Annotated in this window: 11 protein-coding genes; 6 read left to right on the forward strand and 5 right to left on the reverse strand. The window is 42.5% G+C overall.

The window, feature by feature from the left end:
• Nucleotides 1–125: 125 nt before the first annotated feature.
• Nucleotides 126–2750, reverse strand: coding sequence for a valine--tRNA ligase (locus tag MsAm2_RS04905; RefSeq protein ID WP_338097150.1), 2625 nt, complete (start codon nucleotides 2748–2750; stop codon nucleotides 126–128).
• 162 nt (nucleotides 2751–2912) lie between these two features.
• On the opposite strand from MsAm2_RS04905, the gene MsAm2_RS04910 reads away from it, so the two are divergent.
• Nucleotides 2913–3227: a hypothetical protein gene (locus MsAm2_RS04910; protein WP_338097151.1), complete on the forward strand. Its 315-nt coding sequence runs from the start codon at nucleotides 2913–2915 to the stop codon at nucleotides 3225–3227.
• A 191-nt stretch (nucleotides 3228–3418) separates the two neighbouring features.
• Here the strand turns inward: MsAm2_RS04910 and MsAm2_RS04915 are convergent, their stop codons facing one another.
• Together MsAm2_RS04915 and MsAm2_RS04920 are read right to left on the reverse strand one after the other, a co-directional pair.
• Entirely contained in the window at nucleotides 3419–5368 is a 1950-nt protein-coding gene (locus MsAm2_RS04915) for an ABC transporter ATP-binding protein (RefSeq protein WP_338097152.1), read from the reverse strand.
• Entirely contained in the window at nucleotides 5365–7206 is a 1842-nt protein-coding gene (locus tag MsAm2_RS04920) for an ABC transporter ATP-binding protein (protein ID WP_338097153.1), read from the reverse strand. The genes MsAm2_RS04915 and MsAm2_RS04920 overlap by 4 nt, the downstream gene beginning before the upstream one ends.
• Nucleotides 7207–7641: 435 nt before the next feature.
• On the opposite strand from MsAm2_RS04920, the gene MsAm2_RS04925 reads away from it, so the two are divergent.
• The 3 genes from MsAm2_RS04925 to MsAm2_RS04935 all read left to right on the forward strand — a co-directional run bounded on the left by MsAm2_RS04925 (nucleotide 7642) and on the right by MsAm2_RS04935 (nucleotide 11695).
• A complete protein-coding gene (locus MsAm2_RS04925; RefSeq protein WP_338097154.1) occupies nucleotides 7642–8361 on the forward strand; it encodes a 6-hydroxymethylpterin diphosphokinase MptE-like protein in 720 nt (239 codons plus the stop codon).
• Nucleotides 8362–8564: 203 nt separating this feature from the next.
• Nucleotides 8565–9827, forward strand: coding sequence for a DUF373 family protein (locus MsAm2_RS04930; RefSeq protein ID WP_338097155.1), 1263 nt, complete (start codon nucleotides 8565–8567; stop codon nucleotides 9825–9827).
• 38 nt (nucleotides 9828–9865) lie between these two features.
• Nucleotides 9866–11695 carry a hypothetical protein gene (locus MsAm2_RS04935; RefSeq protein WP_338097156.1) on the forward strand — a complete coding sequence of 610 codons (1830 nt, stop codon included), beginning with the start codon at nucleotides 9866–9868 and terminating at the stop codon, nucleotides 11693–11695.
• Between the two features lie 378 nt (nucleotides 11696–12073).
• Here the strand turns inward: MsAm2_RS04935 and MsAm2_RS04940 are convergent, their stop codons facing one another.
• A complete protein-coding gene (locus tag MsAm2_RS04940; RefSeq protein ID WP_338097157.1) occupies nucleotides 12074–12556 on the reverse strand; it encodes a hypothetical protein in 483 nt (160 codons plus the stop codon).
• A gap of 623 nt (nucleotides 12557–13179) precedes the next feature.
• Entirely contained in the window at nucleotides 13180–13680 is a 501-nt protein-coding gene (locus MsAm2_RS04945; protein ID WP_338097158.1) for a pyridoxamine 5'-phosphate oxidase family protein, read from the reverse strand.
• A gap of 125 nt (nucleotides 13681–13805) precedes the next feature.
• Between MsAm2_RS04945 and MsAm2_RS04950 the strand changes: the two genes are divergently transcribed.
• Nucleotides 13806–14420, forward strand: coding sequence for a magnesium transporter (locus tag MsAm2_RS04950; RefSeq protein ID WP_338097159.1), 615 nt, complete (start codon nucleotides 13806–13808; stop codon nucleotides 14418–14420).
• Nucleotides 14417–14983 (forward strand): magnesium transporter, encoded by a 567-nt coding sequence (locus tag MsAm2_RS04955; protein WP_338097160.1) that lies wholly within the window; start codon nucleotides 14417–14419, stop codon nucleotides 14981–14983. Before MsAm2_RS04950 ends, MsAm2_RS04955 begins: the two co-directional genes overlap by 4 nt.
• Nucleotides 14984–15067 lie beyond the last annotated feature (84 nt).

The raw sequence follows: 15067 nt of genomic DNA on the forward strand, positions 1-15067 counted from the left end.
TAAAGATCAATGATTTTTAATATTTCTGCAAAAACCATCCCATCGATATTGAAAAATTAAAAATTGGACATTGTAACGCATGCGGCAGAATATCCCAAAAAATTATGAGTAAAATTCGGTTGTGATTATTTTATAATCACAACAACCGCATCACCGACATGAAGAATATCCACTTCACGTCCACCCGAAACCATTTCTTTTTTAATTTCAACGGCATTTTCGGGAAGTTCCAGCGTTTCACCGCCCACGTTCACAACGATTTTTCCGGACTGCTTCATTTGATCCGCCTCTTTGGGAGACAAAGCTTTAATCGCCGCGGAAACAGCACCGGCTTTTTCCCGGTAGGTCGGACCGATAAATCCTTGGTTCGGCTTGACTTCCACCGGAATCATGTCACATGAAAGTTCGCCCGTCATCAATTCCACCGGGGATGTGACGGCGCCGGAAATATCGGCCGTGTCGATTTGAACGTTGTAAATTTCAATCTTTTTGAGGGGGGCGTTAAGCGCCATTTTTCGGTCAGATTTGTAACTGCGAATCTCACCGGTTATGTTTTTGGGAATGTCTCCGGCTTTTTCCGCTTCTTCCGACAAGAACCGATTGTCGGCAACCGGCCAGCTCTGCTCATGAACACTTCCCATTCCGATTCTGGAATACATCTCTTCCGCCAAAAACGGTGTAAAGGGCGCGAGAAGCTTGGAAATTGTCAGAATGGCGGAATAAAGCGTGTACCGGGCAGCATTTTTGCCGTCAGCGTCGCTGCCGTAAAGGCGGCCTTTGACGAGTTCTAAATAATTATCGGCAAGGATTTCCCAGGCAAAAACACGAATGCTCTTAAAGGCTTCGTCAAACCGCGCATTTTCCATCATGTCTGTCGCATCCGCAATGAGCCGGTTGAGTTTGGACAGCAGCCATAAATCAATCAAACGAAGCTTTTTTGTATCATACGCTTTTTGATCAACTTCGGAGAAGGTATCCAAATTCATGAGGGAGAAGCGGTAAATGTTCCAAATCTTTTGAATCAAACGGGAAGCGGAAACCACATCTTTCCAGCGGAACATCACATCGGAGCCCACGCTGCCACCCAACGCCGCCCACTGCCTAAAAGCATCCGCGCTGTGTTCGACAAGCACATCTTCCGGAGAAATGACGTTGCCCAAAGATTTGCTCATTTTATGACCATCGGGTCCAAGAACCATGCCGTTAATCATGATCGATTCCCATGGAATTTTTTCTTCAAGCGCTATGGACCGCAGAATCGTGTAAAACGCCCAAGTCCGGATAATATCGTGTCCTTGCGGGCGGATTTGAGTCGGCAGGCGCAATTTTTTATCGCTGTCCCAACCACTGACGTGAAGCGCGGTGAGTGAGGAGTCCATCCAGGTGTCTAAGACATCGGTCTCCCCGAAAAACTCTTCCGAGCCGCAAGAACAAGCTTTTTGCGGCGGTTTTTGAGTCGGATCGATGGGAAGCCAGGATTCTTCCGCAATCATGATTTTTCCGCACTTTTGGCAGTACCAAACCGGAATCGGTGTCGCAAAAATACGCTGGCGGGAAATGCACCAATCCCATTCCATCGTACCGGTCCAGTTTTCCAAACGCACTTTCATATATTCCGGAATCCAATCGATTTTATCGGCGGCGGATAGGATTTCCTGCGGTTTTACTTGGACGAACCATTGCGGTTCGGACAAAATTTCAATCGGTGTTTTGCAGCGCCAGCACAGGCCGACGTTTTGGTCCAATTCTTTTTGGTCGTACAGGTAATTTTCGGATTTGAGGTCCTCGATGATTTTCTTTTTGCAGTCAAGAATCGTCATTCCGGCATACCGCCCGGCGGCGTCCGTCATTTTGCCATTCCTGTCGATTGCTTTTGTAATTTTCAGGTTATGAACTTTTGTCCAGCGGATATCTTGTTTGTCTCCAAACGTACAAATCATGACAACACCGGTTCCGAATTCCGCTTCAACCGCGCTGTCCGCGATAATCGGAACCAGCTGCCCGAATATCGGGACAATCAGATGCTTGCCGATGTATTTTTGGTAGCGTTCGTCTGCGGGACTCACGGCGACGGCGGCACACGCACACAAAAGTTCAGGGCGGGTGGTGGCAATGCTGAGCCGGACATTTTTGTCTTCCGCAAGTGAAAAGTGTAAGAAATTTAATTTCGTTTGGTTGAATTCGTATTCCACTTCCGCAAGCGCAATAGCGGTTTCGCAGCGGGGACACCAGTTGACGGGATGCTCTTCATGGTAAACATAATTCTTTTGGTGCATTTTCAGGAACGATTTCTGTGTTTTGACAAAGTAGGAAGGTTCCATCGTGATGAATTCGTTGCTCCAGTCGTTGGAAAATCCAAGGCGAAGCATTGTGTTTCTCATTTTCACGATGTTTCCACGGGTGTAATCTTCGCACATTTGGCGGAATTGTGTACGTGGAACTTGATTTTTCGTGATGTGATTCATTTCTTCGACTTTGACTTCGGTCGGAAGGCCGTGGCAGTCCCAGCCTTGCGGGAACATGACATTGTAGCCACACATGCGTTTGTAGCGGGCGACGAAGTCGATGTAACACCAGTTTAAGGCATTTCCGATGTGAAAATTTCCGGTCGGGTAGGGCGGCGGTGTGTCAATAATGTATTGCGGGCGCACGTGATCCGCCCAATCAAAATGATACATGGATAAATCCCATGTGTTCATCCATTTCGTTTCAATGTCATTTGCGATGTAATCTTTCGGAATTTCAGACATAATAACCCCAATTAAAAAGTTGAATCAGTAAATTTTAAATTCAGTAAATTTTAAATTCAGTAAATTTAAATGCGTTGGATTTTATGTAAAACATCAATTTGTTATAAAAATGTTTTACCACCGAAAAATACATCCGAAATAAAGTCGGGACAAACGAATACCATGAATTCCAAAATAGATGAGGAAGTGACCGCTGAAATCAGCCGGCGGGTCCGGGAACTCAAAGCCATCCGTGACGAAAAAGAGGAGCTAGAGGAACTTGAAGAAATTCAAAAAGGGGAACTGATTGAGCTTTTTAAGATTCACGGCTTGAATTCATATGAAGGCGCCGGCATTCAAGTGAATTTGGTGGAAACAAAACTCGTCAACCGGCTGGATACGAAAAAATTAAAAGAAAATGCGCCCGATTTGTACCAACGCTATTTGATATCAAGTGAACAGCGGGAACACTTAAGATTTAAAAAAATCGGAGAATAAAGTTTTAAATTCAACGAATAGGAATTTTTTCTTTCTTTTTTACTTTTTTAAAATATTTATGATTATTTTTAATTTTGTGATGCCGGCACGTCGTGAGAGCGGCACATTTTTGAAAAATTATTCAAAACCGGATGGAGTTTTCCAAAAATGTGTTGCCCTACGCACACCTGCTCCTTTTGCGCAAAAACCCCTCACAAAGCCGCTGCCGCGAATTTTTGTTCCACTTCCACAAACGTCTCATCCAAATTCGTATCAGTAAACTGGCTGTTGTACAACTCGTAATAAAAGCCCTTCTCCTCCATCAATTCCCGGTGGGTGCCCTTTTCGATAATCTTTCCTTTGTTGATCACCAAAATCAAATCCGCATTTTTAATCGTGGAAAGACGGTGCGCAATTACAAAACTGGTCCGGCCGCTCATGAGTGTCGTCATCGCTTCCCGGATTAAACTTTCCGTTCGCGTATCTACATTGCTGGTCGCCTCATCCAAAAGCAAAATCTCCGGGTCGGACAAAAAGGCACGCGCAATCGTCAAAAGCTGTTTTTGTCCTTCGGAAATGTTAGACGCTTCCTCATTAATGACCGTATCATACCCCTCCGGCAATGTCTGAATAAAACTATCCGCATGCGCCATTTCAGCCGCTTTTAGGATTTCCTCATCGGTTGCACTACTTCGACCATATGCGATATTGTCTCGAATCGTCCCGTTAAAGAGCCAGGCCGACTGAAGCACCATCCCAAAAAAATTTCTCAAATCCCCGCGGCGCATCGTCGAAATGTCAACACCGTCCACATAAATATGACCGCCGCCCACATCATAAAACCGCATGAGAAGATTCAAAATTGTTGTTTTACCGGCCCCTGTCGGACCAACAATCGCAATCATGTCCCCGCTGTTCGCACGCAGCGACAAATCTAAAATCACCGGAACCTTGGAATCATACCCAAACTCCACGTTCTCAAAAGAAACATTTCCTTCCGGTGCCGAAATTGTCTTAAAGTCAGCCGGGTCTGGCGTTTCCTCGTCCTCGTCCAAAAGCCGGAAAATGTGCTCTGCCGCCGCAATCGTTGCCTGAATGCTGTTGAGCACAGATGACAATTGAATAATCGGCTGGGTAAACTGTTTGGAATAAATAATGAACGACTGAATATTTCCAATCGACATGGTTCCTTCCAAGACAAAAATACAGCCCACAATACAAATGATCACATATCCGATATTTTGAACAAAATAAAGAACAGGCATGACAATTCCGGAAATGAATTGAGATTTTTGGCTGACCTGCGCCAAATCCGCATTCATTTTATCAAATGTGTCAATCGACGATTTTTCCTGTCCAAACGCCTTGATAATTTTGTGCCCCGTATACATTTCTTCCACGTGGCCGTTCATCCTTGCCGTATACTCTTGCTGTTTTTTGAAATATTTCTGAGACTTTGACGCGATGCCTTTGGTCAAAAGTGCGGAAAGCGGAATCGTAATCAAACACACCAGCGTCAAAATCGGATTGATGTACAACATTATGACTAGAATTCCGACCAATGTCACAACCGATGTAATCAATTGCGTCAGGCTTTGTTGAAGCGTATTGCTAATGGTGTCCACATCATTGATGATGCGGCTCATGGTTTCTCCGTGCGGGTGGGAATCGTAATATCTCAGCGGCAAACGGGATAATTTTCGGCCGACATCATTTCTCAAATCAAAAACGGTTTTTTGAGAAATTACCACCATCAGATATTGTTGAATATAACTAAAAAGACTGGACGCCAAATAAATAACCAGCATCAATCCCAATATCTGAAGTAACGCGCCAAAATCAATCGAACCGGTACCGTCATAAGCCGCCATTGCCCCATCATACAAAACGTTGACGGCGTCTCCGATAAAAAGAGGCGCCAAAACCGTAAAGATCGTACTTAAAACGGTTGCCAAAATGACAAAAATCAACTTGAACCGGTAAGGTTTCAAATATTTTAAAAGCCGGCGGAATGATTTTTTGAAATTTTTCGGTTTTTCATGAGGGATCCTCGCCCCCGGACCGCCTTTGTAAAACCCCTGCCGGTTGCGTCCCTCTTTGGTTTCTTGAACGGCTTTGTCCGATTTGCTCATGCTGCCACTACTCATACCATTTTCGCTCATGCCGTTCCCTCCTCAAGTTGTTGTGAAGCAACGATTTCTTGGTAGACGGTGCAGTTTTTCATCAATTCGGCATCCGGCCCGATTCCGGCAATTTTTCCATTATCCAAAACAATGATTTTGTCGGCATCTTTAATCGTGCTGACCCGCTGGGCAACAATTAAAATCGCCGCGGATCGGATCTCTTTTTTCAGCGCCCGCCGTAAATCGGCATCCGTTTTGTAGTCCAGCGCCGAAAAATTATCATCAAAAATATAAATTTCCGGATGCCGCACCACCGCCCGTGCAATCGTCAGCCGTTGTTTTTGGCCGCCCGATATGTTTGTCCCGCCTTGGGAAATGTAAGAATCCAGCCCATCATTCATTTTTTTGACAAACTCATCCGCTTGGGCGATTCTGAGCGCCTCCCAAATTTCATCCACAGTCGCTTCTTTTTTGCCGTACCGGATATTATCGGCCACCGTTCCGGAAAACAAAACCGCTGTTTGCGACACATATCCGATTTTTTGGCGCAAATCCGCTTGCGTCACATCCCGAACATCCCGTCCATTCACCAAAACCGTTCCCTCATTGACATCATAAAAACGCGGAACCAAATGAATTAAAGCGGTTTTTCCGGAGCCGGTTCCGCCGATGACGGCAACGGTTTCTCCCGGATTGACGGTAAATGAAATATTTTCCAAGATATTTTTGCCGGATTTTTCAAACCGGAAAGAAACCTCCTTAAATTCAATCGGAGGATACGACTTTTCAGAAACGGTCACTGGTAATTTTTCTGTTTTTTCTGTTTTTTCTGTTTTTTCTATTTTTTCTGTTTTTTCTGTTTTCCCCGCTTTTTTCGCCCATTCCGCATTATTTTCCATTTTTTGTTCGGCCGCCGGAATCGGGTCTTTAATTTTCGGGTCAACCCCCAAGACTTCGGTGATTCTTTCCGCCGATACTTTTGCGCGCGGCAGGAAGATAAAAATCATCGCCATCATCGCCAGTGAAAATAAGATCAATGTCACATACTGGATAAAAGCCATAATGTCGCCGACACTCAAATCCCCGCTTTGTATGCGGTATCCGCCAAACCATAAAACACCGATGATCGTAAGATCCATAATCAGCATCATTCCCGGCATGATGTAGGCCAGAATTTTGTTGACTTTTAAAGAAATGTCGGTTAAGTCCGCATTGGCGTCCAAATACGTTTGATTCGCCGCATCTTCTTTGTTAAAGGCCCGGATGACACGAACACCGGTCAGCCGTTCCCGAAGAGTCAAACTCAAATGGTCCAATTTGGTTTGGGTTTTCTGAAACAACGGCATGCTTTTTTTCATAATCCCGTAAATCAAAAGTCCCAAGAGTGGAATGGCGGCCAGAATAATGAGCGACAGAATCGGGTCTTTGGAAACCGTCATGATCACGCCACCTAAAAACATCAGCGGAGAAATGACAAAAATCCGAAGCATCATAATCAAAATGTTTTGGATTTGATTGACATCGTTTGTCGTCCGGGTGACCAAGGTAGATGTTTCAAAATTTTCGAATTCTTCCATGGACAGGTTTTCCACTTTGGTAAAAACATCCTGCCGCAGATTTTTGGAAAATCCGGCGGATGCTTTGGACGCGTAGTAGCCGGATGCGATCGAGCTGACCATGCTGACGGCCGATAAAATCATCATCAGAATACCTGTCCGGATGATAAAATCCATGTCTTTTCCGACAATTCCGACATCGACCATATCTCCCATCAACGTCGGCAAATAGAGCTGGGTCAAACACTGGACAAATGTCAAAAGAATCGAAACCGCAACAATGACGCGAAATGGTTTTAAGTATCGGCTGAGTTCTATCATTTCATCTCTCCCGGAAAAAAAGGCGGCTGCGCCCATTTTATGGGTATATTTTGAATAACGGACATATTTAGATTAATTTTGGAATTTGGACAAATTTGAGGTCGTATAATTTTTACATTTATTCGGAAAAAATGCCCATGTAAATATTTAAGTGATATCAAGTCATTTGATTTTTCCGTTATTTGAAATTAAATGAGCTATATAATGCTGTTGTTACTGCCTTGGTGACACATTTTTTATTTTGGCCGGCATTTTTTTTTTCAACCCATGCGGCAAATATATGAACCGAAAAATCATAAACCGGCAAATCATAACATATCTCAACAAATCAACTCAATTGATAATCAATTAATCAACCAATTTCCAACCAACCAATTAATCAACCAATTTCCAACCAACCAATTAATCAACGAATTAAAGTGACCGGGACCGGATATGAATTTTGAAGAATGGGCGCCTTATTATGAAAAAATTCTTACTGAATTTGGTTTTTCCAAAGAACGTGATGAAATGTCGGCCACCTATCTTTCCGCTTATTCTCTTCAAAATTTCGGTCCGGCTCTTTTGAATTTGGACCAAATCCGGGGACGAAATGTGCTGATTTGTGGCAATGCGCCGGCACTTGAATCGGAGCTTTTGTCATTTTTTTCAAAAAGCGAAAACAATCCGGATTTTTTTTCCTCTCCGATTTTTATTGCGGCCGACGGTGCGGCCTCTGTTTTAATGCAATTCCGGCAGCCGGACATTATTGTGACGGACCTGGATGGAAAACGTGAGAGGGACGCGGAAAATGAAATTTCTTGTTTTGCGTCCGGCGCAACGATTTTGGTTCACGCGCACGGAGATAATAGGGACAAACTGGAAAAATACCTTCCACAATTTAAAAAAGGAACCGGATTCTTTATTCCGACGTGCCAATGCCGGCCGCCGCGAAATATTTATAATTTTGGCGGATTTACGGATGGAGACCGGTGTATTTTTTTGGCGGACGCTTTTGGCGCCCGAAATATTCTGCTGCTCGGATTTGATTTTAATGACCAACAGGTGACGGATTTTAAAAAGAAAAAGCTGGGGTGCGCTAAAAAATTGATTCAAAAGGTAAATCAAAAAAGAATCAATCGCGGGGACTCTGAAATTTTATTTTTCAAAAAATAAATGATTGAAAAACGGAAAAATTGGAAAGGAAAAAAAGAATCATTTGAAAAATTAAAAAATCCATATCTGACCTATAAATATATTAGGAATAAATCAAATTTATAAATCTAATCGATAAATCAAATTTAAATCAAAATTAATACAATTAGATAATTATACAATTATTCATATTTTTAAAAAGATTCTTTCCCGGATTTGAAAAAATGGAGACGCTTGTCATTTGTATTGACCGAGACAATGATCTTGGAGAAAAAGCCAAAGTGATTACGCCGGTGGTCGGGCGCGGCGCAAATATTGCGGCCGCCGTGAGTTTGGCAACCGCCGATCCGGAAGATTCGGATACGAATACGATTTTTGGCGGCGTCCATATTTTGGATGAACTTCGAAGTCTTGGCGTGGATGCTGAAATCGTTTCCTTTGCGGGCGACAAAAACGTCGGGACGATTTCGGATAAAAAAATCGCCGACCAATTGGATGATTTCTTAAAAAAGCAATCGGTAAAAAGTGCAATCTTTGTCTCCGACGGGGCCGAAGACGAATCTCTTCTTCCACTGGTTCAGTCCCGGATGAAAGTGGATTCCGTCCGCCGCATTATTGTGATGCAAAACGAAAACTTGGAAAGCACGTACTATATCATTAAAAATTTCCTGCGTGATCCGAAATTTCTTCAAACTTTCTTTGTCCCTCTCGGTTTGGCTTTAATTATTTATGCGGTGGCGATGGCAGCCGGCTATCCGGGTCTTGCCGTTATCGGAACGCTTTTCATTGTCGGCCTTTACATGATTCTGCGCGCTTACGGCTGGGATGACCGGGTCACGGTGTTTTTTTCGGATTTGAAAAAAGCCTTTCGAGGACGCCAACTCTCATTTATTACAACGATTGCCGCCATGCTGACATTTTTGGTCGGAACAGCGATTGGCAGTGTCAGTGTTTGGGAAATCAGCAACATGAACAGCCTTGCGTTTTACGGCATTGTTCCGATGATTTCGCTGTTCATCAAAAAGACAATCCTTTGGTATTCCGCATCCATTTTCCTGTGGATTTTAGGTAAAATCTTTGACAGAATCGGTGCTCGGCAAGAATATACGGACTTGATTACGGAACTGCTGTTTACGCTTTCGGGAACGCTTCTTTTTTGGAGCGCCGGCAGTTATGTCCTGTCCGTTTCCATTCCGGAAAGCGGCTATGTCTTCCCGATAGAATATTTCATCTACAGCGTCGTTTTGGCGATTATCATCGCCATGGCCGGCATTTACTTCTCCTTTGACGCAAAAGTCAACAAAATTAAAAAGGAAGAGACCGACTCATCAAAACCTGCGGTTTTGGAAAAAAACAAATCAAAACCGGAAGATAAAATTGTGACAATTCCCATGGGCGGCCAAGACAGTGCCGGACAAAATGAACCGGATGACACCGATACGGAGGATATGGGACCGGTCTCGATCAATATTGGAAATCAAAAATGAAGCAAATTTCTATTTTTTTCATACAGGGGGTTTTAAAAATGAATTCAGATCAAAATAAAAAAACACTCATTTCTCTTTTTTTGACGCTAATCGCCGCTTTGGTTTTGTTTTATTTTCTCTTGCCGGCGATTAATATTAAGTCCACCGGCTTTTATATGTATCTCATCATGGTCGTCGCCTCTTTTATTTTGATCCACTTGCTTTTGTCCGGATCGGGAAGCAACCTGAAATTCAAAAGAGAAATGATGGAAGACGGAACGTTTAAGATTGTTTTGGACACAAACGGCAGTTCAAAACAAAAGCAAGAGGGACGGCAGAATTTTTCTCAAAATCCGTTTGAAACGTATGATCAAAAAACATCCGGCGGCAACTTTGAAGATTTTGATAAAACTTTGAAAAAATCAAAATCCAAAGCATTCAGTTATCCGGTCATGCTCATCATTTTGCTTCTCGGTATTGTTTTCATCGGCGGATTCTTGTCGGGACCCCTGATTTTTACCGACGAATACACCCGGCTGATTCATATTGAAACCGGCAATTTTGAAGAAGAAGTGGCGGAGATTTCCTACGACCAAATTCCCTGGCTGGACAAAGCATCCGCGCAACGCCTCGGGGATCGCAAACTCGGAGAACTTGCGGACATGGTGTCGCAATTTGAAGTGGCGTCGGATTATACGCAAATCAATTACAAAAGCCGGCCGGTCCGAGTGACCCCGCTTCTGTATGGGGATGTTTTTAAATGGTTCAACAACCGCGAAAACGGAATTCCGGGATACATTCAAATCGATATGGTTACGCAGGAAGGCGATGTGGTCCGTCTGAGCGACGGTATCAAATATTCACGGTCGGAATACTTCGGGCGGTACATTGACCGGTACATCCGATTTAATTATCCGACTTTTATGTTTGACACGCCGATTTTTGAAGTTGATGACAACGGAGATCCCTATTGGATTTGTCCAAAAGTCGTCAAAACAATCGGCCTTTTCGGCGGAACCGATGTGGATGGGGTTGTTGTTGTCAATGCGGTGACGGGAGAACATACATATTATGCGCCAAATGAAGTTCCGCAATGGATCGACCATGTTTATCCGGCGGAACTCATTATTGAACAGTATGACTATTATGGCAGCTACCAAGGCGGTTTTATCAATTCCATTTTCGGGCAGCGTGGCGTGACCATGACGACGGATGGTTACAATTATTTGGCGCTGAATGATGATGTTTATGTGTACACCGGAATCACGTCGGTTGGAAATGATGAATCCAACATTGGTTTTATTTTGGTGAACCAGCGGACCAAGGATTCCCGATATTATTCCATTCCGGGCGCGCACGAATATTCCGCGATGAGTTCGGCGGAAGGCGCGCTTCAGCATTTGAATTATGAAGCAACGTTCCCGCTTCTTCTCAATATCGCGGGGGAACCGACATATTTCATGGCGATGAAAGACTATTCCAACTTGGTGAAGCAGTATGCGATGGTGAATGTGAAAAGTTACAACATTGTGTCGACCGGAATGACGGTGGCGGAATGTGAGGAAAATTACATTCAATTGCTGTCCCGGCACTCGGGATCGACGATTGTGTCAACGCAAGGCATCAATGTAACGGGTGTGATTTCCGACATCCGGGTGTCTGTCATTGACGGCGACTCTCATTACTACATCCGATTGGAAGGATCTCCGAAATATTATGTGATTTCAGCATCCGGCGACAACCGGGCAGTTCTTCTGAATGTCGGTGACCGTGTTATTCTCATAGCGGCCGAGACAAACAAGATGATTGAGCCGATTCGGTCATTTGAATGGGTGACGGCACCGCCGGCCACAGACAATTCATCGGTGTCGACAACGGTATCAACATAAATATTGACCGGCAAAAAACAACCGTGTGTGCCGGAAACAATTATCAGGGCCGGCACACACACGCGTTATGGCAACACATTTTTGAAAAATAAATCAAAACTGTGTGGGCATTTTTTGATGATTTTTCAAATCCGGGGTGCATTTTATTGAAAAAAACATGCAAACCCTCCCGAAAATTCGAGATGCTTTGCATCTCGAATTTCTCGGAATAGTCATGATGAATAATCGAATTGACCGAAAAAATGCAGCAGTGGTGTAAAATTAGAAAACGCAGCAGCAATTCCAGAATAGCAAGCAGTTATAACAGTACAAAAATAAAAATTGCGACTGAAAAGAAGCTGTTTCACATCAGCAAACCTTGGCGTCAAACTTTCTCCTTCATTTTAAAGATTCAAAGAGCATTGCGGAGGAAATTTTCAGCAATCTGTAAACTAAAAACCATCCATTTTTTTCAGCATATTTGTCTACAATTTTTTGAATTTGTTCTAAATCATTCTGAGTAATTTTACTACGCAATTCCTGGTCCGTTTGAATGATAATATACCCTTCACTACACGGTCCATAGCCAATTATAGAACCACCGTTTCGGGCAAGATATTTTCCAAAAGCCTCATCTTCAGCGATTTCATCAACAGTGTTGCTAATGGCTAGCCACCATTCATACGATTCTACACCCTTGTTTTTCAGGGGAACTTCTCCATAAACTGCAAGAATATTATCATTCTTTGAGTAAGATAAAAAGGCTGTCGGATTTGTCTGTTTTGTTGAGTCGATAATTAGTTTTGTTTCTTCTTCCGTGTATGGATTTTCTACAGATTTTCTCAGATCTTCTTCCCCTAAAACAGGAGAAATCAAACTCACTAAAATGAGTAGAATGAATAAAATGCCAACAATTTTTGATTTTTTATCATATTTTTTAGCTCCATAAATAATTGATATCTCACCATAGATATCAAAAATAATTTAACACAAGATATATTTATATTATGTTAGATAAAATATTGTTTTGGAAGACTTATTCCTTTTGTTGATATAATAATTTGTGATTTTATTAACAAAAACCAATATTTAATTAAGTTATTGAAAAAAATGATCTCAATTCATTTTATTTCATATTCAGCTTACTTAAGTTCTCAATTAATCAAATCATCTCGGGTAAATCAGATTCATTGCATCTGATTTACTCATTTTGTTTTTGAAAAAATATATTGGTGGAAAATGTAACTTCAACTAGAATGGAAACAAATTAAACCAATCTGAAAAAAATAATACAAAAGATCCATCCGCTGTTTTTTTAAAATCTTTTAAAAATTGGTCGCTATAATGCGCGCGGCGGCAGCGCAAAAAAAATGAAAAATGGTTAACAAATTGCAGAAATCTGAAAAATAATCAACAGATTGCAACAATTTGAAAAATTGTCAACAAATTGCAGCAAACCATCATTGAAAATGTGTATTTAGATATTATTTAGGAATATATGGATTTTATTTGTAATATTTGCCGGTACATTCCTGAATTGAAATTTCAATGACGGCTGTTGCTTTAATTGAATTTCCAAACTCTTGTCCAAAAAGAGACGGCGTATATTTTTCAACGATTTTTCGAAGCGCGTGTTCTTTTTCTTTTTCATCCGCAACTGTTTTGGCGGTTCCTTTGATGATAACGCTTTGGTAGACTGTGTTGACACCACACGGGTCATTGTCATCCGGCACCACGAATTTTTCAAATTTATCCACCTCAAATCCAACTTTCGGATTATTTCGGATATTTTCAAGCTTCTCACCCTTGATTAATCCGTGAATGTAAATTTTACCGTCCCCATTATTGCCGTTCTCGTTTTTATCCTTCTCGTATACGAAATGAACCGGAACAACATAGGGAAATCCCGATGAATCCGCCGTCCCCAGACGGCCGACCGGTTCGCTTTTAAGAAGATCCCGGATTTCATTTTCAGACAACTGATGCGTTTTCATTCGATTTTGCATTTTACTTCACCCTTTTTACAATGATTCAATTCAAATCGTTCAATTCAAGGGTTTAAATCATCAAAAAACTTTTGTCTGATATTCCTTGCTAATATTTTAATAATATCCCTGCATTATTTCAGTTCATGCCTCACCGAGACCGTGAAAACGATGACTCCGACGTAGGTCAATATCTCGGAGAATACGCGAGCATCTCGTCCATTGTCAAAGAGGCATTGCCTTTTGAACTCATCGCCGTGGTCGGGGGTATTGTTTCCGGCGTGATTTTGTCCGGCATGACATCAGAAATTGAGATGATTCCGGGACTCTTGATAATTATTCCGGGAATTATGGGGCTTCGCGGAAATATCTCCTCAGCGCTTGGATCCCGGCTCGGAAGTGCCATTCACATGGGTCTGATTACGAATATTGATTTCAAAAACAAAGAATTATCCAACAACATCGTCGGTTCCATGATTTTAACGATTCTCATCTCCATCTTTTTGGGATTTTTAGGACATATTATTTCTCTTCTATTGGGACTGGAAAGCGCCGGCCTCTTCTCTTTAATTTTAATTTCCCTTCTCTCCGGATTTTTCTCCGGAATTTTTTTGTCTTTCCTATCCGTGTTCTTAGCAATCGGAACCTTCAAATTCGGATTGGATCCGGATAACGTCGTCACACCATCTATCGCAACGATTGGCGATATTTTATCCATGATCATGATTTTCATAATTGCGCGGCTGGTGATCATGTTATGACGTATTATACCGTCCGCGGTCTTGTTAAAAACGGCCTTCCGATTCTTTTTGTCACCTGTTTCATGGCAATTTTTGTCGGCCTCCTCCTTCGTTATCAGGAAGACGTGCTGATTGAATATCCGACACTCTTAATCTTGATGCCGGTTTTGCTTAAAATCGGAGGCGATACCGGAAGCATGCTGGCATCCCGGCTGTCCTCCGCTTACCATTTGGGTCTGAGCAGCAAAATCCGTAAAAATCCGGTCGTTCGAAACAGTGTGATTGCGGCGGTTATTGTCGCTGTTTTTTCCGGGATTTTTATCAGCCTGGTCATTTACGTGATTAACATCTATCTCGGATACGGCACATCCCTTTTTCTCATTATGAGCGTGAGCGCCATCGTTGTTACATTTGATATCCTTATCGTTTATTCGGTGACGGTCGGACTTTCTTACATTTCCCACAAAGCCGGACTGGATCCGGACGACACCGTCATTCCGGTGGTCGCAAGTCTTGGGGATTTGGTCGGTGTCGTCGGGATGATGATCTCCGCCATTCTTTTCGGCCTTTACTTCCTGAATTGAAATCTTTCAAATTTTTCGATGAGACGATGATATTTATTCATATTATAAAATTTTATAAAAATAAGATTTAAAAGCAAAAATAAC

It is taken from the genome of Methanolapillus ohkumae, from assembly GCF_032594355.1.
Lineage (GTDB): Archaea > Halobacteriota > Methanosarcinia > Methanosarcinales > Methanosarcinaceae > Methanolapillus > Methanolapillus ohkumae.